The organism is Desulfobulbaceae bacterium, assembly GCA_013792005.1.
Classification (GTDB): domain Bacteria; phylum Desulfobacterota; class Desulfobulbia; order Desulfobulbales; family VMSU01; genus VMSU01.
Genome location: VMSU01000047.1, coordinates 1 through 20,750 on the forward strand (window position 1 = coordinate 1; position 20,750 = coordinate 20,750).

The following is a 20,750-nucleotide window of genomic DNA, read 5'->3' on the forward strand; positions in this document are numbered from 1 at the left end:
CGTGATTTGGCAGTCGAAAATAAAATTAAGGTGGAGCCAGAAGAGGTCTTTCTTTGTGGACTCTTCTATAATTTGGGCAAGATTATCCTGTGTCTTTATCTGCCTGTGAGTTATCGGGACATAGAGTTGAAGATCGAGACCGGGATGTCGGAAGAGTTGGCCTGTCGGGAAGTCTTGGCTGGTCTTACGTTTCGAGAGATAGGCATTGAGGTCGCCAAATTTTGGAACCTGCCAGATTTACTTCTTATGGTATTGGAGAAGGGAGGGAGAAGCTACGCTCATCCGCCACTAGATTTCTCAAACCATTATCTTGCCAGTCTGATCCATTTTGCTAACGTCTTCGTTGAATCCCTATGCGACGGATTTGATTTAGACTCATTATTTCAGCAATATGGAGTAATATTGTCTGTTGGGATCAATGAAACGCTGATTTCGATCAAACGGAGTGTTGATGAAGCGGAAATAACCTCAACCTTACTCCGCTCAGGAGTGACAAAACTCAAAATCCAGACTAAAATTCGGTTTCTGATGATTAATCTCAGGAACGGGCTCTTGAATTCCGACATTCCACAGGGCCAGGAGGGTGTGACTGAACGGACTGGGCAACGGAATGATACACTGAGAGCATTCCTTTCTTCTTTGCAGGATCAAGAGAAATACCGACCGAACAAGACAGTACATCATTTTATTGAAGATCTTAATTTGTTGGTAAAGAAAAATTTCTCTATTAACGAGTTTTACCGGCTTCTCCTGGAAGCTTTTCATCAAGGAATGGGTTTTGATAGGGCAGTATTGGCCACTGTGAATACTTTTTCTGCCAATGTTTCTCTGGTAGGGAGGTTAGGGGCGGGAGATATCGACCATGAAGGAGTGAAATTGTTTGAGCAACCACTCGATTCTGAAAGTAACTGTCCCATGTCTACTGCCATGGTTTCAGGAAAAGATGTAATTATTCCGGCTACTAAGTCATGGTCTTTTTCTCGTAGGCTGCAACATCTGGTCAAAGACCGAACCGTGTATCTGTTTCCAATTGTTATTGAGGGCAAGGGAGTCAGTATGATTTATCTTGATCGTAAAGCTGAACAACCATTGTTTAATAATGAGATGATTAAGACAGTAAGACAGCTTCGAGAACTCGCGGTTTCGGCCATAATAAAAATAAGAGCAGTTTCCTGAGCACACTAGGATTGACCATGACCGATCAACAGAGTGAAAAAAAACCTTCTGCAAGCCTATCTACAATTTTCACCAAGATTAATATGTGTGAACTTCCTGCCATGTCCCATAATGTGCAGGATTTGATCTCATTAACCAGCAGCAGCCGTTCAGGAAGTGACGAACTGACTCGGGTGATTTTAAAAGATTTCTCCTTGACTAACAAAGTGCTGCAGATCGTCAATTCAGCATACTACTCGATGGGGCGAACCTGTAACTCCATCTCCAAAGCCGTTACCATCCTTGGTTTTGATGCGGTAAGGGATATGGCTATGGCCATTACTCTATTTGAAGATTTTGTTAAGTCAGGCGCCGACAAGGAGGGAATCAGCAAGATTTTGACCAGAGCCTTCTTGAGCGGACTCCAGGCCCGTGATCTTGTGGTTAGCACTGGGATTAATGTGCCCCCCGAAGAGGCCTTTATTTGTACCTTGCTCCATAATTTAGGCAAAATCATTGTCTGTATTTATCTTCCAGATAAGTATCGGCAAATAGAAGAGAGTGTTCAGGCTGGCATGTCTCAGAACATGGCCTGTCGAGAAGTTCTATCCGACATAACCTATCCGGAAATAGGCATTGAGGTGGCAAAGTTCTGGAATCTGTCCGAGAAAGTTATCGGCGCGATGAACCAAACCCCGGAGGCCCCAAAGCATAAATATGACAGCGATGGGTATTTGCAGAACCTGTCTCACTTTAGTAACAGTTTTGTTGACAAGGTCTGTGACGGTGAAGACCTGGAAAAGTTGTTTCAACAGTATGGCGCAATCTTGTCGGTAAATCCCAAGGAGATGATTGAACGCCTCAATCAAGCTATCTCTGTGTCCGAGACAGTTTCTGATGCTATTCGCTTTGGTTTAACCAAGTTGAAAATCAGGGGACGGCTGAGAAACGTCGAGGCGAACGCTAAACGTGGTTTGTTCAATTCAGACAAACCGGATGAGCAAGAGGAAAGAAAAAACAAGGCCATTCAGGATGAGGAAGAGTGCCAACCAACCGAAACTGAAATTCTGGACGAATTGCCAATCAGTACCGATAAGTCGGTCAATGACTTTATTCGGGATATCACTGAGACCTTGATGGGGCATTTTGATGTTAATGACTTCTATGCCAATCTCCTGGAAGCCCTCTACCGGGGAGTAGGATTTGATCGAGTTATTCTGGCTATCATCAGCAAGCAGCCCACCAAAATTTCGTTGGTCGGCCGATTTGGTCTGGGAGAGATCGGCACCGAAGGGGTTAGGCGTTTTGAACATATTTTATCACCACAGAGTCCTTATGTTATTTCTAACTCCGTAATGCACGGGAAAGACATGATGATTTCGGCTAACAAAGCAGGCGTTTTCCCTGATAATCTCCAGTACTTGGTTAAAGATCGGACGGTCTATCTGTTTCCCATCGCAATCGATAACAAGGGGATTGGCTTAATCTACCTCGATCGCAAGATGGGGCGACCTTTGCTTGATAAAGATATGATCAAATCAGTTCGGCTGTTCCGTGACTTTGCTGTCATGGCTATCCGCAAGATTCGAAAAAGCTGAACACCCCCAATTTCGTTGTATTATCCATAAACCGCCTGCCATATTTCAGTCCAATCAGCTTAAGGCATGAGTCACATATCTTTTTCGATACGAATGATGTCGGCTAGTAAAGTCTTGGCTTTGGTCATAATCGGCGCGTCGACTGTCATATCGCCAAGGGTTGCGGCTAAGTGGTATTTGGCGTTTTTAGAGTCTCCCTCCAGCCAGAAGTAGCGGCCAAGATAGTAATGGCCTACACCTTTTCGTCCCATCCTCGTCTCCAGGTTGCCAACGGTCCGTTGGAGCATGGCGTGATCGGTAAGTTCCGGCAGGAGATCCCGATACAGCGTTAACGCTTTTTTTTGCTCTCCGGTCTGTTCCAGGGCCTGGGCCAGAGTGTACTTGGTGTAAGATGAGCGAGGGTCGGCGGCCTGGCTGGCGTTAAGAAGTGGCAATGCTTCGGGTGTCCGTCCACTTTGCATGTACAGGGCAGCTAAATCAGTTTTAAGTATGGGGCGATCCGGATAGGAGGCGATGACCGATTTGAGCAAGGTCTCGGCTGTGGTATAATCAGCCCCGGCTTGAGCGATCAGGGCCAGACCATATTGGGCCATGACGCTTTGAAGATCTTTACCTTCATTGGCTTTTCGGGTGTACAGGGCTCGAAGGTTTGCTGGGTCCTTGGTGGAGACCATGAGCCGCTGTTTTACTCGGAGGAAGGAAAAATCATCGGCAGGCGTGTATGTCGATCCTTGGCCTGAGGCCATGATCAGGTCCTGTACATAGCCTAAACGTTGTTTCGGTTCTGGATGGGTTAAAAGATAAGGGGGAATATTGGCCATCCGGTAGACGCTGATTCGATGCATCTTCCCCAGCATGGTTTCCATATGGGCCGGATCAACCTTCATGGACTGCATCCATTTATACGAGAGCCGATCTGCCTCCTCCTCATCTTCGCGGCTGAACTTAAGGTTCATGGCGGCATTGGCGGCCATGGAGCCTGTAATCAGCGCTTGTGACAGCGCTCCCCCTCCCATAGCGATACCGGCGATCAGAAGAGCGGCAGTGCCGAGGCTGGTTTTGGCGCTCTTGTTGATTCGGTCCGAGATGTGGCGACTGGTAACGTGACCACATTCGTGGGCCATGACACTGACCAACTCACCTTCGCTGTTCATGGCTTCGATTAATCCCGAGTGGATGAAAATGAGGCCGGATGGGGCGGCAAAAGCGTTGAACTCTTTATCGCTGATGACAAAAAAGTGATAGTCAAAGTATTGCGGCCCGGCTACGCCAAGGATCTGTTGTCCGATCCCATTGATGTACTGAGTGATATCCGGGTCGTCAATTACCTCAAAGCTCTTGCGAACCATGGTCAGCAATTTTTCTCCGACCTCTTTTTCTTCTCCAACCGAAAAAGCATAACTTGCTCTTGGCGGCAGGGGGCCGGGGAGGAGACCGGAGAGGAAGGTGATGAGCACGATGATACTGATCTGTTTTTTTAATATGGGCATGTAAGTTGGTCCTTTCTTACTGATAGTGACATTAGGTAAACATAACTATACATCGGAAAATGACCAATGTAATTTCAAAAAAAACTTTTCCCCTGACTGCGGGTTGAGTATAGGTTAGCAATGCTTAATGAAATACGAATAGAGAATCTTGCCTTAATCGAGAGGCTTCATGTCGTTCTTGGTAAAGGGTTGACCGTTTTTTCCGGTGAGACCGGGGCGGGCAAATCCATTGTCCTGCAAGCAATCGCCTTATTGACCGGGGCCAGGGCTTCTTCTTCCTGGGTCAGGACCGGTGCGGCCCAGGCCGTGGTCGAGGCTACTTTTGATTGCCCTGAGTCGCCCGCTTTGCATAACGAACTTCGTGAGATGGGACTCGATGAGGTAGATGAACTCTTGATTAAACGAGTGGTTTCCTCCGATGGCAAGAGTCGGTTCTACCTCAATGGCGGCTTGACCACCGCTCGTCTGGTCCAGTCTGTCAGCGAACATCTGGTAAGTGTTGCCAGCCAGCATGACCATCAACGCCTGCTCAATCCTAAGTATCATCTTGATTTTATCGATATGGCAGGTGAGCTGTGGTCGAACAGGGAGATGGTTACCGGTTTTTTTGATCAATGGGCCGAAGCAAAAAAGGAACTTGATCTCCTCAGACAACGGGAAATGGATAAAGAACAGCGCCGTGATTTTCTTTCTTATCAACTTCGCGAAATTGATGCAGCGGCTATCGAAGTTGGGGAGGACGAACGCCTTACTCGAGATCGTCTGCGCTTGAAAGGGTCTGCCGACTTAAAGAAGTTTGGCCTAAAATGTTACCGAGAACTACAATCTGCCTCCGAGTCCTTGGGCCTGGCCCGTAAGAACATCGATGCCATCGCGGCGATTGATCAGGATGCCTCTGTACTTGCGGCTTCCGTGGCTGAGCAGAGTTTCCTGATTGATGACTATGTAGGGCAGATTCGTGATTACTTGAATCGGGTGCCTGACGACGAGTTGGCCTTAGAAGAGATTGTCGCCCGGATCACTTATCTTCAGCAACTAAAGCGCAAATACGGAGAAGACTTGGCTGATATCTTGGCATATGCCGAAAAAATACGCGAGGAGTTGCACGGTCTTGACGAACTTGATCAGAAGATCGGACTGCTCGCTAAAGAGTGCGCAGCTATCGAGAGTGGACTGATTCGGTCGGCTGACGAACTGTCTCTGGCGCGAAAGGAGGTGGCTATTCGGCTCGGCAATGCGGTTCGTGATGAACTGCGTGCCTTAAGTTTTGCACAGGCTGATTTTGTCGCGGCGTTTAAGGAGAGTGACAAGAAGCTTGAGATGATGACCAGGGCAGGGTGGGATCGATGCGAATTCATGTTCTCAGCCAATCCTGGAGAACCTGTGAAGCCATTGGCAAGCATTGCCTCGGGCGGAGAACTCTCTCGAGTGATGCTGGCCTTAAAGTGTTTGCTTGCGAGACAAGACTCCGTGGAAACGGTTATCTTCGATGAGATCGATGCTGGTATCGGCGGCAAGGCTGCCGAGGCGGTGGCCCGCAAGATTAAAGAACTTGCCCAGCATCATCAAGTGATCTGCATTACCCATCTGCCGCAAATTGCTGCGGCTGGCGCCAGTCATTTTCTGGTAGAGAAGCGGTTGGCCGATGGTCGAACTTCTACGGCCATCACCGAGCTTGACTCTTCCGCGCGGCTGCCTGAAATCGCCCGGATGCTCGATGGTGACTCAGTTTCTCCACAATCACTAGCCTTTGCTTCGGAACTTATTGATCGCAATCACTCACCGCGTCAAGGAAGTACTCCATGACCCAGGCAATCGCACTCTTTTCAGGTGGACTCGACAGCATCCTTGCCTGCCGGGTAGTGGCCCGTCAAGGGATCAAGGTGTTGGCGGTTAAATTCGTCACCCCTTTTTTCGATTACGATATCCTGGAGCGGCCAGGTTATTCTCAAGAGATCAAGGAAAAATACGATATCGACGTCACTGTTGTGGATCTCAGTACCGAGTACTTTTCTCTGCTCCGGAATCCTGCCCATGGTTATGGCAAACATTTCAACCCCTGTCTTGATTGCAAGATTTTCATGATGACCAAGGCTCGCGAAATGATGGCCGTTCAAGGCGCCTCATTCCTGATCTCCGGTGAAGTTCTCGGCCAGAGGCCAATGTCTCAGCGCCGGGACGCACTCAGGGTGGTCGAACGGGACTCCGGTTGTAACGGCATCTTGCTCCGCCCCCTGTGCGCCAAGCATCTCCTCCCGACCCAGCCGGAAATAAACGGGCTTGTGGATCGGGCACAGTTGTGTGATTTTGGCGGTCGTGGACGTTCTCCGCAGATCGCCCTGGCAAAAGAGATGGGGATCACCGACTATCCCAGTCCGGCCGGTGGCTGTGTCCTGACCGATCTGAATGTGGCGGCGAGGATCAAGCGGTATTATGGAGAACACCAAACCATTCGGGTTAATGATATGCGTCTGATCAAGGTAGGGCGTCATTTTGTCCTGCCTGACGGGGCCTGGCTGGTGATGGGGCGAGGTGAAGAGGAAAATCAATCTGTCCTGGCTCTTGCGGAGGAGAATGATCTCTGCCTGAAGCTTATTGACCGGCCAGGACCTTATGCGCTGCTCAGGAATCTGTCTTCATCGACAGACCTTGATCTAGCGGCTGGTCTTATCGCTCGTTACGGTAAAAAAGGCCCGGATGGTCAGCCCATGCCTGGGCAGGTCGAGTGCCGGGGGAGTAATGGCACCACAGTCTGTGCCGGGGTGCCCCCCGATCCTGAGCATGCTCGATCATGGGTTCTCTAATGAGCCAATCACTGTATCAATGGAAGGATCAAGCCAGGGATCTCTGTTGGCTGGTATCGGATAACGAAGATTGATGCTGCTTATTCATCCTCCGCTAGCCAAACCGTGCGAGCCGCCGGCAGGGATTCCCCTGTTGGCCGGCGCCCTGCGGAAAAACGGCCTGGCATGCACCGTGCTGGATGCCAATCTTGAGGGGATTTTCTCTCTTCTCGGGGCTCAGCCATTGCTTAAAATCGGTGATACCTGGTCCAAGCGCGCTGGGCGAAATCTTGAGAACAACCTCTCCTCTCTCCGCAGTTGGTCGCTGTATCAGAACCCGTCGCGCTATAACAGGGCAGTTGCTGATGTCAATCGTGTCCTCGATATGGCCGGACGAGCCCATGGTTTATCCGTGAATTTGGCTAACTATCAGGACCCTTTGCTCTCGTCGCTCAAGTCAAGCGATCTTCTTCAAGCCTGGCAGAACCCACAGGACAATATCTTTCATCCCTATTTTGCTCGGCGTTTGCCGCAGGTACTGGAAAAGTTTTGTCCTCGGGCGGTTGGTTTCTCTCTTAATTACTTGAGTCAGGCCATTACCACCTTCGCCATGGCGGGTTTCATTAAGCGCCACTTCCCTGGTCTGCCGGTGGTCCTTGGCGGGGGCTTGATCACTTCGTGGCTACGCCGTCCAGGCTGGAGAAACCCCTTTAGCGGAATGGTCGACCATCTGGTGGCAGGTCCAGGCGAAGGGCCACTGCTTGATCTTCTGGGCGGTGGAATCCATCAGGGAAATGTTCATTATTGTCCTGACTACTCCGGGTTGCCGCTTGCAGATTATCTGGCGCCAGGATTCATTCTCCCCTATGCCGCATCTTCAGGATGCTATTGGCAAAAGTGCAGCTTCTGTCCTGAAAGCGCCGAGAAGAATCCCTATCTCCCGGTGCCGGTTGAGCAGGTTGTTGATGATATCACCAATCTGAGTGAGGCGACTAAGCCCACCCTGATTCACTTTCTGGATAACGCGGTTAGTCCTGCTCTCTTAAGGCAGTTGATAGCGCAACCTCCTGGCGTCAAGTGGTATGGATTTTCTCGAATAGTCCCGGAACTTGCGGATGTAACTTTTTGTCAGGCACTGAAGGAGTCCGGGTGTGTGATGCTCAAACTGGGTCTTGAGTCAGGGGATCAAACGGTCTTGAATGCCACAGACAAGGGAATCAACATCACCATGGTCTCAAGTGCCCTTAGAGCACTTGAGAAAGCGGGAATTGCCACCTTTGTTTACCTGCTCTTCGGCACTCCGGCAGAATCCCTTGCCGAGGCCAGAGCTACTATGGACTTTGTGGTGAGTCATCACTCGGCCATCACCTTTCTTAACCTTGCAGTTTTCAATATGCCGATTAGTAGTTCTGAAGTTCACGGACTAACTACCAGCACCTTCTCGGAAGGCGATCTTTCATTATACACCGATTTTGAGCACCCTTTGGGCTGGGATCGGCAATCAATTCGTCGCTTTCTGGATGAGGAATTCAAACGTCATCCAGCCATTGATGCAATCTTGAAACGTATCCCGCCAATCTTCACCTCGAACCACGCCCCGTTTTTCTGCTGATGGCATGATTATCTTTCCTTAGGGATTATTATTGCTTGCTGACATCACGAGATTATTTCTCGGGTTGTCAGTCGGCTAACTGTTGACAGTTGCCTCGTTCTCCATTTTTTATGATATTCAGTAAAAATGTTGAGTTTGGGGATTTCTATGACTTCTTTTCAGCATCAACATCGCATCTTCACCTCAACATACACTTAATTTACTGAGGGCAATTTTGTCTTTGCAAAAAAAACAGCGCAAAAAAAACAGTTTGACAAACATACGCTTTCCGTTAAGTTTATACACTTCGTTTTTTTAGCATTCAAAAAAGGTAGCACCTTTTACAATTCAACCATCACACCGCCATGTATTTGAAATCATTTAACTGAAATCCGCGTTTCGACGCGACCGGCCCAGGTTGGGCCGCTCAACCGCACAGCGCCTTCCTCGCCGCGCCTCCTCGCCAATGATATAATCCTTCATTTCCGCCAGGCTCAACGGGATAAAGGCCACGTGCCTAATCCCCCTGGAGGAAATCCATGCAACACCCTAGTCTCACAGCACCAAATCACCCCCCCTATAAAACAGGCTCAGTCCTCGTCATCGGCGGCGGCGTCGCTGGAGTTCAAACAGCCCTCGACATGACTCAGCTCGGGCTGAAGGTCTATCTTGTCGAGAAAAGCGCCGCCATTGGCGGGGTCATGGCCCGGCTGGACAAGACCTTCCCCACCAACGATTGCTCGCTTTGCATCCTGGCTCCGAAGCTGGTTGAGGCAGGGCGTGACGCCAACATCGACATCCTGACCCGCGCGGAGATTGTCGGCCTTAGTGGCGAGCCAGGCAACTTTAAGGCCACCATACTCAAGCACCCACGCTACATCGACGAGACTACCTGCACCGGCTGCGGCCAGTGCGCCCAATACTGCCTGAAGCAAATCGATGACGACTACAATGAAAACCTGGCCATCACCAGCGCTATCCACATCGATTACGCCCAGGCGGTGCCTGCCACTTATGCCATCGACCCGGAAAAATGCCTGCGCCTAAAACACGGCACCTGCGGCCTCTGTGCCGTGGTCTGCCAGAAAAGGGCGATCAATTTCGATGAACAGCCTCAGACCCTCACGCTTTCAGTAGGGGCGGTGGTGCTCGCCCCCGGCTTTGGCCGGGTTAAGGAGGAGGTTCTTGCCCATTACGGTTGGGGCAAATTCCCGGATGTCCTGACCGCCTTTGAGCACGAGCGTTTGATGTGCGCCTCAGGCCCTACCAATGGTGAGATCGTCCGCCCCTCCGACCGCAAGCACCCCAAGAAAATTGCCTTCCTGCAATGCGTCGGCTCACGCGATGCGACCTGCGACAACAACTACTGTTCGTCAGTCTGTTGCATGTACGCCATCAAACAGGCCACCCTCGCCCGCGAGCACGACCCGGAAGCAGAAATCACCCTCTTCTACATGGACGTCCGCACCCACGGTAAGGGCTTCGATGCCGCCCGCGAGCGAGCCACCCGTGAGAATAACTTCAGGGTCATCTATGCCCGTCCACCCAGGGTTGAAGATGTCTTTGACGGTCGTATGCTGCTCACCTGGTCAACGGAAGACGGGAAACATCACTACGAAAAATTCGATTTGGTGGTTCTCTCCCAAGGCCTTGAATCCCCGGATGACGCTGACTCCTTGGCCGCAACCTGCGGCATCTCCTTGAACAAGTACCAGTTCGCCGCCACCGGCGCCTATGCGCCGCTTACCACTGATCGGCCTGGGGTCTATGTGATTGGCGCCTTCCAAGGCCCCAAGGACATCCCGGACTCGGTGGTCCAGGCCGGGGGCGTGTCCGGGCTCTGCTCCGCCTTGCTGGCCGGGGCCAGACATCAGTCCACTGTCCAAGTCGATTTCCCTGAGGAGAGGGACATCGCTCAGGAGGAACCGAGAATTGGGGTCTTCGTCTGCCACTGCGGCACCAATATCGGCGGCGTGGTCAGTGTGCCAGACGTGGCAGCCTACGCCCGCACCCTGCCCCATGTCGTCTATGCCACCAATAACCTTTACTCCTGTTCCCAGGACACCCAGCAGCAGTTGGTCGATATTATCCGCGCACAGCGCCTGAACCGGATTGTGGTGGCGGCCTGCACCCCGCGTACTCACGAGCCGTTGTTTCAGGCCACCATGCGTGAGGCCGGTCTCAACCGAGCCCTGTTCGAGATGGCCAATATCCGTGATCAATGCTCCTGGGTTCACATGCATGAACCGCAACAGGCCACCGATAAGGCCCGTGATCTGGTGCGGATGGCAGTGGCCAAGGCGGCTTTTTTGCGCCCTCTTGCGGAACATAAGCTGCCGGTAACGCCGAGCGCCCTTGTCGTCGGCGGGGGCCTGGCCGGGATGACCGCCGCCTTGACTATTGCCGGACAGGGCTATGAAACAACGCTGGTAGAGCGAGGCGAGCACCTTGGCGGCCAGGCACTGCGGCTTGATCGTGATCGCTTTGACGGCATCCCTGCCCAACAGGTAGGCGAGCTGATCCGCCAGGTGGAGCAGCACCCGCAGATTACCGTCTTGAGACAGGCCTCGGTGGCCTCGGTGTCCGGCTATGTCGGCAATTTCACCACCACGGTCAGCACCTGCGACAGCTCGCAGGTGATCAACCATGGGGTGGCGGTGCTGGCCACCGGCGGCAAGCCCTATCAGCCGCACCAATATTTGCATGGAGCTTCTAACAGGGTCGTCACCCAACTCGAGCTGGAACAGCGCTTGGCCTCAGCCCAACCCCTGCCCGCCAAGTCGAAACAGATCGTCATGATTCAGTGTGTCGGCTCTCGCGGCGACGATCTTTCGTACTGTAGCCGGGTATGTTGCGGGCAAGCCTTGAAGAACAGTCTGCGGCTGAAAAAGATGCGGCCTGAGCTTGGCATCATCGTCTTTTACCGCGACATGCGGGCCTATGGGTTCATGGAGGATGATTACCGCGCCGCCCGTGAGCAGGGGGTTCTCTTTATCCGTTACACCCCAGAACGTCCGCCCCAGGTCACCCCAGGCCGGGGCAAGTCGAGTCCGCTTAACGTCACGGGCTACGATCCACTGCTGGGAGAAGAGATCACGTTCAATGCCGACCTGCTAGTCCTGTCGGTGGGCATCGTGCCTGAGAACACCAGGGACTTGGCCCTGATGCTCAAGGTGCCGGTGACGGCGGAAAATTTCTACCTTGAGGCCCATGTCAAACTACGACCGGTTGACCTGCCGGTGGATGGCGTTTTTACTTGCGGTCTAGCTCATTCACCGCAGTCCATGGCCGAGAGCATCGCCCAGGCTCAAGCCGCTGCCGGGCGAGCCTGTCAGCCCTTAGCGCGAGGCTATATCGCCCCGGAACCAATCGTCAGCTCGGTCGATCAAGAAAAATGTATTGGTTGTGGCGCTTGCCAAACCTTCTGTCCCTACAAAGCCATCGAAATTTTCAAGGTCGATAACCGCAAGAAGGCTCGCACCATCACTGCCTCTTGCAAGGGTTGCGGGGTCTGTTCGGCCCGCTGTCCGACCATGGCTATCGACATGGGCCGCTTCACCCTGGACAGCATTATGGCTCAGATCGGTGCCTTTGCTGACACAAGTGCCGCTTAAAAAATAACATCGTATCCATCAATAAAGGAACCATACCCATGACCGAACCATACTCCCCTAAAATTCTTGGTTTTCTATGCAACTGGTGCTGCTACACCGCCGCCGATTCGGCAGGAGTTGGCCGCTACCAGTATCCGCCCAATCTGCGGGTTATCCGCATCATGTGCACGGGTCGGCTTGATCCGTCCTTTCCTCTGGCTGGCCTTGCCTCAGGGGCGGACGGTATCTTTGTCGGCGGTTGTCATCCCGGCGAATGTCATTACCAGGACGGCAACTACCACGCCTTAGTGTCGGCGGCTCTGGTGCATGAGGTGCTATCCCGGCTCGGGGTCAACAATCAGCGCTTCCTGATCGATTGGGCCTCGGCAGCGGAAGGGCCAAACTTCGTTAAGATCATCACCGCCTTTACTGCGCAGGTGGCGGCTCTTGGCCCCTTGGGAGCAGCAGAGAACTGCGCGGCTGACGACCTCAGGGCAAAACTCGACAAGGCGGCAATAGCCAGCTGTGACCGCAAGATCCGCATAGGGCTGATCACCGCCTCCAGCGAAATGATGAAGACCCGTGATTTTTCAAGGCCCGCCATCAATGCCCTGGTTCAGACGAAATGTGACAAAGCGTTATCGGCCTTGTTTTCAGAATAACAGGCTCTATCAACAAAAAAAAGGGGGGGCAACCCCATTCACTGAAACACTAACCAAAGAGGTGTCGTATGCTTGATGTAACAGAAATGGCTGGTCAGAAATTGAAACAGTATCTTGAAGAGAACAAAATCGAGTCCGCAGTCCGGGTAGCATTGATGAACGGTTGTGGCGGCCCATCTTTAGGCCTGGCCTTAGATGAGGCCAAAGCGACGGATGCGATTGCTGATCAGGATGGCGTGCGGGTGATCATCGATAACGAGCTTCTCTGCCAATGTGGCGCAGTGCGGGTGGATTTTGCTGAAGGCTCGGGCTGTGGTTGTAAGAGTGGTTTTTCAGTGACCGCAAGCGTCCCACTACCAAGCACTGGTGGCGGCTGCGGCGGTTCCTGTTCATCCGGCTCCTGTGGTAGTTGACCTGAGGAATGGTATGAGTACGGTAATTATCGGGGTGCTAGGCGCACAAAGCTGTGGAAAAACGGCCCTGGTTCGGACAATGAGCGGGGAGGACACCGACCGGCGCAAGGATGAAAAGGAACGTGGTCTCTCCATCGAGCCCGGCTTTGCGGTTCTCGAAACAGAAAACAGCAAGCAGCTCAGCTTGGCCGACTTGCCCGGCCACGATAAGTATATGCGGCATTTGCTGGCAGGCCTTTCCGGTGTGACTACTGTTCTCTTGCTGATCGCAGCAGACCAGGGGGTAATGCCCCAAACTCGTGAGCACTTGGCTATCTGCCGGATACTCGGGATGCAGCAGGGCGGTATTGTTATCTCTGGAATTGACCGGGTGGAGCCGGACCTCCTGTCTATGGTCATGGAGGAAGTGCCGGAGTTCGTTCGCGGTTCCTTCCTTCAAGGTGCACCGGTTTTTCCCCTCTCCAGCGTTACCGGTGAAGGCGTTGCCCCTTTGCGATCCTGGCTTGTCGAGGTCGTTGCCGCCAGTGCCGAGGCCAAGGGGACAAGCCCTTTCCGAATGACGGTGGATCGCACCTTTACCCTGCCCGATGGTGGAATCGTAGCGACTGGGGCCGTGCTGGCCGGACGAATCACTTCTGGCGAGTCGCTACTGCTCTTTCCAAAAATGGCGCCAGTGCGCGTCAATGGGCTCCAGGTGCATCGCCGTGAAGTGAAAGAGGCCATGCAGGGGAGCCGCGTCGCGGTGAACCTGCACGGGGTGGAAGAGACGATGATCGAACGCGGCGATGTCCTGGCCACCCCTGGTTGTCTTTCTCCTTCGCACATCCTGGACGTAGATTTTTCCTATCTCGCTGACAACTCCGAACCCTTCCGTAATCGAACCGCAGTCCGCGTGCATTTGGGAGCGGCTGAGCTTGCCGGTCATATCGTGCTTCTGGAGGATGAGGAACTTGGGCCTGGCAACCGGGCCGCTGCCCAGCTTTTTTGGAGGAGCCGGTGGGGGCCTGGCCGGGTGACCGCTTTCTGGTGCGGAGCTACTCGCCGCCGCTTATCCTGGGTGGTGGCGTAGTTTACAATGGGGTCGCTCCTCACCGCAAGCGCCATTCTGCTGCCGACATCTTTAACCAATACCGGCGCAGCGCGGTCGAAGAACTGGCCGTGCTCCACGTCCAGGAAAGCGGCTTCCAGGGGCTGACCGTTCCAGAACTGAGCCTACGCCTGGGAGTTTCTGAGAAAAGAGCACGTAAATTACTGGAAGCGCCGTTATCCACCCGGCAACTGCTGCTGGTAGGTGGCGGACGGCAGCAGCTCATCGCCCGTGCCGCTTTCGAGGCCTTAAAGGAGAGAACCGTGCGGCTCCTTGCCTCCTTCCATGACGATTTCCCGAACCGCGAGGGATTGTCTGTGGAGGAGTTGCGCCTCATGGTTTATGGCGGCATGGAGCCGCAACTGATGCGTCTTCTCCTGGATGACCTTGCCAAAAGGGGGACAGCGGCAACGGTGGAGGAGACGGTTTGTCTTTCCCCAGACAGGCCGCTGTCTTCCCGGACTAGCGAATGGCTCCGGCACGAACTTACGGACCTCTACCGTAATGCCGCGCTCGCGCCTCCGCCGCTACGAGAAATCGTGGCACGCTTCCCGCGTCAAGGGGCTGGAATACTCCGAAGTGTTCTGGAAGGTCTTGCCATCGACGATATTCTCACCATGGTCAATGAGGATCTCTATTTTTATCGTGAGGCGCTGGAAGAGCTCAAAGAGATGACTGTCCGCCACCTCCGGGAACAGGGAGAATCGGACATCCAAGGATTAAAGGCCCTTACCGGCATGACTCGGAAATTTCTTATCCCAGTATTGGAACACTTTGACGAGACCGGCGTCACCCACCGGCTGGACGACACCACCCGGACGCTACGAGCCCGGTTTCGGACTGAGGGGAGATATGAATCAGCAGGTATCGACTGGTTAGAACAGAGCAAACATCAATAACCAATGCTGGGGGAGGAAAAAATGCCGACATGGAAACTCAAATCTGAGGATGAGACTCTTTTCTTCCACCTTTGCCAGTCCTGCAACGAGAAGTCAGCAGATTATTTTGCTAAAGCAGGCTGGCAGAAAATCAGAGACGGTGAGCCAGTTTCTTGCAACGAGTGCACTCAAAAGTGCTTTCTGACAGCCAAAGGCTTGTGGGGAGCAGAAGACAGCGTCAGATACACGGTCTGCGCTGCCTGCCTGGATTATGAACTATGTCCCCTCAAGGGCCGCCATTACTGTTAACTAACTTATTCTTCCCGATAGAGGGAGCAACTGTTCTAAGCCAATCACCAATTGGTCATTTAATAAAAACCAACATAAGAGGACAACACAATGAAAGTACAGCGAAACATCCTAACCATTTTTTCTCTCATAGCTCTGCTTCTAATTACTGCGATGGCAAATGCTGATGACACATTCCCGGTTCTCAACACGACGGAGCTTAAGCAGCTTCTTGATCAAAAGGGGAGCGAGATTACTGTCGTTGACGCTCGCAATGCCGAGGAATACCAAGAAGTGCACATCAAAGGCGCCATCAATATCCCGGAGAAGATATTCGCCGAAAACGTTGGCCTGTTACCTACTGACAAGACTCGACAGATTGTTCTCTACTGTAATGGCATCAAATGCGGAAAAAGTAAAAAGGCAGCGAAGAAAGCCTCAGACATGGGCTACACCAATATCCAAGTTTACGCCGAGGGCATGCCTGTCTGGGAGGAGAAGGGCCTCCCCATCTACGCCGGCCCTGATTATGAAAAGAAGATAGAAACCACAAAGATTGTCCCAAAGGATCTACAGGCCCTTATGCAAAGCAAGGCGGCTGAGGTCACCGTTGTCGATGTTCGCGATCTTTCGGAGTTCCAGGAAGGACATATCCCTGGGGCCATCAACATCCCGGTGGCAGAATTTGCCTCTCAGTCAGGTCAACTCGATAAAAAAAATACCATTATCGTTAGCTGTAACTCTGGAGGCCGAAGCTACAACGCTTATCGAAAGCTCATGAAACTTGGCTATGAGAAAATCGGCCAGGCGATTTTCCAAGATTGGAAGGATCAAGGTCTGCCGGTGGAAACTGCCGCCCAGTGATGGACATCACGTCCATTAAGTGGAACGAGCTCGCATCGACGCACCTCACCATCGGAGAGGCTTACCCTATTAAAATTTCATAAAAATAAACTAACCAATAACAAGGAGAAACTATGCAAGACTTTGAGGTAAAGGCCTATCCAGAGATGTGGCATGAATTGAACATGGATGTCGAACGTTTTGACAAGGCCCGGCAGATGCTGGGCGGCGCCTACACTAAAATTTTCCTGTCCCAGGCCAATCGGCCACAAAAGATGGCCTATTTCGACGAGATGATTTCGGAAATCTTCGGAGGGCGGGTCAAAGAGCTGATGCAGGCCAAAAAGGAAGGCCGTCCTGTGGTTGGCACCTTCTGCGTCTATATCCCGGAGGAGATTGTGGTAGCGGCAAACGGCATCTGCGTAGGCCTCTGCGGCGGTTCCCCTGGCTCCATTCCCGATGCCGAAAAAATTCTGCCCCGCAACATCTGCCCCATGGTCAAATCAGCCTTCGGATTCAAGGCAGGCCGCATTTGCCCATATTTCCAAGTCGTTGATTTCGTTTATGGTGAGACGACTTGCGACGCCAAGAAAAAGACCTGGGAGATTCTCGACCGCCTGGTGCCAACCTATGTCATGGAAATCCCCCAGATGAAAAAGGAGCGGGATCGCACCTTGTGGCTTGAGGAGGTCAAGGACTTCAAGGCCAAGATCGAGGCGGTCAGCGGCAAGACTATCAGCTCCGAACAACTGGCTGAGGCTATCAAAATCCTTAACGGCAAGCGCCAAGCTCTGCAACGCCTCACTAAGCTGCGGGCGGCAAACCCGGCTCCCATCAGCGGCAAAGATGCACTGCTCATCGAGCAAATCGCCTTTTACGATGAGCCCGTCCGCTTCGCGGCCAAGGTCAATGAACTGTGCGACGAGTTAGATGCCCGCGCAGCCAAGGGCGAAGGGATACTCCCCAAGAGCGCGTTGCGGGTGATGGTGTCCGGCACCCCTATGGCCCTGCCTAACTGGAAGATTCACAACCTGGTTGAGAGCGCCGGTGCGGTTATTGTCAATGAAGAGTCCTGCATCGGCACTCGCTACTTCAAAGACCTCATCACCGAGGGTAGCCTGGACATGGAAAAACAACTGGCAGCGCTCACTGACCGCTACATGCGAATCGACTGCTCGTGCTTCACACCCAATGACGAACGGGTGACGCAGGTCTTGAAGGAGTATAAGGATTCAGCAGCTCAAGGCATCATTCACTATTCTTTACAGTTCTGCCACACCTATAACATTGAGGAGATCAAGATTCGCGAGGCCTGCCAACGTGAAGGGATTCCCTATCTCTCTATCGAAAGTGATTACTCGCCGGACGATGTCGGCCAGTTGCAGACCAGGATCGAGGCCTTCCTGGAACAGGTTGAGGGATAAGATGGATATTGGTATTGATCTCGGCTCACGGGCCTTGAAGATGGCCGTGTTCGATGGCGACGAACTGCTTGAATGCCGGATGGTGGAGAGCGGCTTCACCCCGCACCAACAGGCGGAAGAACTGCTTAAGGGGTTAAAGCCTCATCGGGTGATCGCCACCGGCTATGGGCGGCATCTGGCCCACAAGAACTTTGCCAGCGGCGTCATCACCGAGATCAAGGCCCATAGCCTGGGGGCACGCTATTTTTTCCCTCAGGCCATGACTATTCTCGATGTCGGCGGTCAGGACTCCAAGGTCATCACTTTGAATAGAGAAGGCAAGGTTGTCAATTTTCAGATGAACGACAAGTGCGCCGCTGGCACTGGCCGTTTTTTGGAAATCATGGCTGCCAGCTTGGGTTATACCCTGGCTGAGTTTGGGCCGATGGCCCTCTCGTCGGACCATGAAGCGCCAATCAACAGCATGTGCACAGTCTTTGCCGAATCTGAAGTGATTTCGCTCAAGAATCATGGCGTGCCTGCTGCCGATATTGCCCGTGCCCTGCACCTGGCGGTGGTCAGCCGTTTGGTCGGCATGGTCAGACGGATGGAAGAGAGCGCCACCCTTGTCTTCACCGGTGGCGTGGCCCGAAACCCAGCCATTGTCTCCCTGCTCCAGGAACGGCTGGGAGTCGAAGTGTTTGTCCCTTCTCTGCCCGAGCACGCTGGCGCGGTCGGAGCCGCCCTCCACGCCAGAACTCTATGAAGTATAATTGTCCACCAGGAATTTTTGAGATTTGCCATGACTAACGAAACTATACGATTGACTCAAACTGTGAAGGGTGCCGGTTGTGCTGCCAAGCTCCCGCCAGGGGATTTGGACCGAGCCCTGTGCGGACTTAATCTTCCGGTGGATGAAAACCTTATTGTCGGTCTCGACCGGGCTGATGATGCCGGGGTCTACCGGATTTCCAACGACCTCGCCTTGGTCCAAACCATCGACTTCTTTCCGCCGATGGTGGATGACCCGTATTGGTTCGGGCAGATCGCCGCTGCCAATGCCCTGAGCGATGTCTACGCCATGGGCGGTACCCCAAAAACAGCGATGAATGTGGTGGCCTTCCCTGCTAAAAGCATGGACATCTCTGTCCTGCGCTCCGTTATCGAGGGCGGCTTGGCTGTGATGCGGGAGGCTGGAGTCGTCCTGGTGGGTGGTCATACAGTGGAAGACCCCGAGTTGAAATACGGCCTCTCGGTGACTGGTTTTATCCATCCCGACCGCATCCTCACCAAGAAAAATTTACATCATGGAGATCGCCTGATTCTTACCAAACCCTTGGGCACGGGGATCATCACCACCGCCATCAAGGCTGGTCTTGCCGGGGCGGCAATTATGGAAACGGTCACCCGGAGCATGGCGACCTTGAATCGGGATAGCGCCATGGTGATGCGCGATTACCCGGTACATGCCTGCACCGACATCACTGGTTTTGGTTTCTTAGGACACCTCGCCGAAATGGTTGTAGACTCCGGCCACGGGGTGCGCATTCAGGCGGCAAGTGTCCCGGTTTGGTCGGAGGCCCTGGCGTGGGCCGCCATGGGGTTGATTCCGGCTGGGGCCTATAGCAACCGAAACTTCAGGGGGGCTTTGGTGGAATTTGGGCCAGGGGTTGAGCAAAGATGCCAGGATGTCCTCTTTGACCCACAGACGTCCGGTGGCCTGCTTATCTCGGTAGAGGCAGAGGCGGCAGACGACTTGCTCAAGGCCCTGATCACTGCCGGGATGGCAGATGCCGCCATGGTAGGGGAGGTGTTATTGGAGCCAAAAGGAAGGATCATCGTGAAATGAGCCACAGTGAGGCACAGAGACATCAAAAAAGGAGAAACGTATGACACAAGAAATCGATTGCCGAGGACTGGCTTGTCCCGCCCCGGTGCTTCAGGTCAGAGAAATTCTGGAAAAGGGATCGCCTGCCTCCCTGATTATTGTCGTTGACAACGAGGCGGCCTGGGAGAATGTCACCCGCTTTCTTGAGTATCACAACTTCCAGATCACCACCGAACGTCAAGGCTCTGACTTCCGGGTAACCGGCACAAGAAATGGTGAGGAAAGTATCCCCGTGCAGGAGTCAAAGCCTGTGGCAGAAGGCCAACACAAGAAGATTTTGATTATGGTCGGGACAAACCGGATGGGCCATGGTGACGATGGCCTGGGCTCGAAGCTCCTGATCAATTTCCTGAAGACCCTGAAGGAAATGGGGCCTGATTTGTGGCTTCTCGTCTTTATCAACAGCGGCGTCACCTTGGCGGCTGAAGATTCTGAGGGCTTGCCCATCTTACAGGGGCTTGCTTGCGAAGGGGTCAAGATTCTGGTCTGCGGCACCTGCCTAACCCACTTCAATTTGCTTGATAAAAAGCAGGTCGGCGAGACCACCAATATGCTTGATATCGTCACCGCTATGCAACTTGCCGATTCGGTTATCACGGTCTGATGGTATGCCCTTCACCTTCATGGCGAAAATAAGTCCTTCGGCTTTGTCTTGAGTGTTTGTAATTTATTTATGGCTGCACATACCGGGAGAGGTTCGTGAACAAATCCTCCAGCACTTCTTTCTCGGTCAAGGGGGACTGGACGTGATAAGATTTCTTCCCAGCATCCTGACCAATCAGTCCTCCTTCATTGATTATATGTCTACTGTTTATCGGCAGACTAGATTGAAAAGCCATACGGGATTATTTTCATTTCTTAGAGGGGTGTTGTGAAGTGAAGATGTGCTTGAGATGGAGATGGAGATGGAGAAAAGGGGGACAAACAAACCTCTGTATCCTTGTTGTCCGAACGTTCAACATCATCCGTGTTTACTGAATGATGTCATCAAAGATGGTTTCGGCGGAATTAATCTGTTTGCCAAGATACTGGCCATTGTTGAATTGGCCCTCAAGGACAGTGCCATCGGTATTGGTCA

At 52.8% G+C, this 20,750-nt stretch carries 16 protein-coding genes; 15 read left to right on the forward strand and 1 reads right to left on the reverse strand.

The window, feature by feature from the left end; translation table 11 throughout:
- Positions 1–1,176: HDOD domain-containing protein (locus FP815_02700; protein MBA3013844.1), on the forward strand; the 1,176-nt coding region annotated here is incomplete at its 5' end.
- 17 nt (positions 1,177–1,193) lie between these two features.
- A complete protein-coding gene (locus FP815_02705; GenBank protein MBA3013845.1) occupies positions 1,194–2,753 on the forward strand; it encodes an HDOD domain-containing protein in 1,560 nt (519 codons plus the stop codon).
- Between the two features lie 71 nt (positions 2,754–2,824).
- Here FP815_02705 and FP815_02710 read toward each other — a convergent pair whose 3' ends face one another.
- Positions 2,825–4,243, reverse strand: a complete 1,419-nt coding sequence (locus FP815_02710) for a M48 family metalloprotease (GenBank protein MBA3013846.1) — start codon at positions 4,241–4,243, stop codon at positions 2,825–2,827.
- Positions 4,244–4,363: 120 nt separating this feature from the next.
- On the opposite strand from FP815_02710, the gene recN reads away from it, so the two are divergent.
- The 13 genes from recN to yedF all read left to right on the forward strand — a co-directional run bounded on the left by recN (position 4,364) and on the right by yedF (position 20,276).
- Positions 4,364–6,049 carry a DNA repair protein RecN gene (gene recN / locus FP815_02715; GenBank protein MBA3013847.1) on the forward strand — a complete coding sequence of 562 codons (1,686 nt, stop codon included), beginning with the start codon at positions 4,364–4,366 and terminating at the stop codon, positions 6,047–6,049.
- Entirely contained in the window at positions 6,046–7,047 is a 1,002-nt protein-coding gene (locus tag FP815_02720) for a thiamine biosynthesis protein (protein MBA3013848.1), read from the forward strand. Before recN ends, FP815_02720 begins: the two co-directional genes overlap by 4 nt.
- A 73-nt stretch (positions 7,048–7,120) precedes the next feature.
- Positions 7,121–8,638, forward strand: a complete 1,518-nt coding sequence (locus FP815_02725) for a radical SAM protein (GenBank protein MBA3013849.1) — start codon at positions 7,121–7,123, stop codon at positions 8,636–8,638.
- A gap of 518 nt (positions 8,639–9,156) precedes the next feature.
- Entirely contained in the window at positions 9,157–12,231 is a 3,075-nt protein-coding gene (locus tag FP815_02730) for a CoB--CoM heterodisulfide reductase iron-sulfur subunit A family protein (protein ID MBA3013850.1), read from the forward strand.
- Positions 12,232–12,269: 38 nt separating this feature from the next.
- A complete protein-coding gene (locus FP815_02735; protein ID MBA3013851.1) occupies positions 12,270–12,872 on the forward strand; it encodes a hydrogenase iron-sulfur subunit in 603 nt (200 codons plus the stop codon).
- Between the two features lie 68 nt (positions 12,873–12,940).
- Entirely contained in the window at positions 12,941–13,285 is a 345-nt protein-coding gene (locus FP815_02740) for an adhesin (GenBank protein ID MBA3013852.1), read from the forward strand.
- Between the two features lie 13 nt (positions 13,286–13,298).
- Positions 13,299–14,354 carry a hypothetical protein gene (locus FP815_02745; GenBank protein ID MBA3013853.1) on the forward strand — a complete coding sequence of 352 codons (1,056 nt, stop codon included), beginning with the start codon at positions 13,299–13,301 and terminating at the stop codon, positions 14,352–14,354.
- Positions 14,270–15,271, forward strand: coding sequence for a hypothetical protein (locus FP815_02750; GenBank protein ID MBA3013854.1), 1,002 nt, complete (start codon positions 14,270–14,272; stop codon positions 15,269–15,271). Before FP815_02745 ends, FP815_02750 begins: the two co-directional genes overlap by 85 nt.
- Positions 15,272–15,649: 378 nt before the next feature.
- Positions 15,650–16,402: a rhodanese-like domain-containing protein gene (locus tag FP815_02755; GenBank protein ID MBA3013855.1), complete on the forward strand. Its 753-nt coding sequence runs from the start codon at positions 15,650–15,652 to the stop codon at positions 16,400–16,402.
- 113 nt (positions 16,403–16,515) lie between these two features.
- Positions 16,516–17,805 carry a 2-hydroxyacyl-CoA dehydratase gene (locus FP815_02760; protein MBA3013856.1) on the forward strand — a complete coding sequence of 430 codons (1,290 nt, stop codon included), beginning with the start codon at positions 16,516–16,518 and terminating at the stop codon, positions 17,803–17,805.
- Between the two features lies 1 nt (position 17,806).
- Positions 17,807–18,550 (forward strand): 3-hydroxyacyl-ACP dehydratase, encoded by a 744-nt coding sequence (locus FP815_02765; protein ID MBA3013857.1) that lies wholly within the window; start codon positions 17,807–17,809, stop codon positions 18,548–18,550.
- Between the two features lie 36 nt (positions 18,551–18,586).
- A complete protein-coding gene (gene selD, locus FP815_02770) occupies positions 18,587–19,633 on the forward strand; it encodes a selenide, water dikinase SelD (protein MBA3013858.1) in 1,047 nt (348 codons plus the stop codon).
- 40 nt (positions 19,634–19,673) lie between these two features.
- The gene (yedF, locus tag FP815_02775) at positions 19,674–20,276 is read left to right on the forward strand and encodes a sulfurtransferase-like selenium metabolism protein YedF (GenBank protein ID MBA3013859.1); all 603 of its coding nucleotides are present in this window, start codon (positions 19,674–19,676) and stop codon (positions 20,274–20,276) included.
- Positions 20,277–20,750: the final 474 nt, after the last annotated feature.

Excerpts from the sequence above, each read along its gene's own strand:
- FP815_02725 (MBA3013849.1), top strand. The coding sequence starts at position 7,121 with ATGCTGCTTATTCATCCTCCGCTAGCCAAACCGTGCGAGCCGCCGGCA.
- FP815_02745 (MBA3013853.1), top strand. The coding sequence starts at position 13,299 with ATGAGTACGGTAATTATCGGGGTGCTAGGCGCACAAAGCTGTGGAAAA.
- FP815_02755 (MBA3013855.1), top strand. The coding sequence starts at position 15,650 with ATGAAAGTACAGCGAAACATCCTAACCATTTTTTCTCTCATAGCTCTG.
- FP815_02735 (MBA3013851.1), top strand. The coding sequence starts at position 12,270 with ATGACCGAACCATACTCCCCTAAAATTCTTGGTTTTCTATGCAACTGG.
- FP815_02720 (MBA3013848.1), top strand. The coding sequence starts at position 6,046 with ATGACCCAGGCAATCGCACTCTTTTCAGGTGGACTCGACAGCATCCTT.
- FP815_02740 (MBA3013852.1), top strand. The coding sequence starts at position 12,941 with ATGCTTGATGTAACAGAAATGGCTGGTCAGAAATTGAAACAGTATCTT.
- yedF (MBA3013859.1), top strand. The coding sequence starts at position 19,674 with ATGACACAAGAAATCGATTGCCGAGGACTGGCTTGTCCCGCCCCGGTG.
- FP815_02730 (MBA3013850.1), top strand. The coding sequence starts at position 9,157 with ATGCAACACCCTAGTCTCACAGCACCAAATCACCCCCCCTATAAAACA.
- FP815_02710 (MBA3013846.1), bottom strand. The coding sequence starts at position 4,243 with ATGCCCATATTAAAAAAACAGATCAGTATCATCGTGCTCATCACCTTC.
- FP815_02765 (MBA3013857.1), top strand. The coding sequence starts at position 17,807 with ATGGATATTGGTATTGATCTCGGCTCACGGGCCTTGAAGATGGCCGTG.
- selD (MBA3013858.1), top strand. The coding sequence starts at position 18,587 with ATGACTAACGAAACTATACGATTGACTCAAACTGTGAAGGGTGCCGGT.
- FP815_02760 (MBA3013856.1), top strand. The coding sequence starts at position 16,516 with ATGCAAGACTTTGAGGTAAAGGCCTATCCAGAGATGTGGCATGAATTG.
- recN (MBA3013847.1), top strand. The coding sequence starts at position 4,364 with ATGCTTAATGAAATACGAATAGAGAATCTTGCCTTAATCGAGAGGCTT.
- FP815_02705 (MBA3013845.1), top strand. The coding sequence starts at position 1,194 with ATGACCGATCAACAGAGTGAAAAAAAACCTTCTGCAAGCCTATCTACA.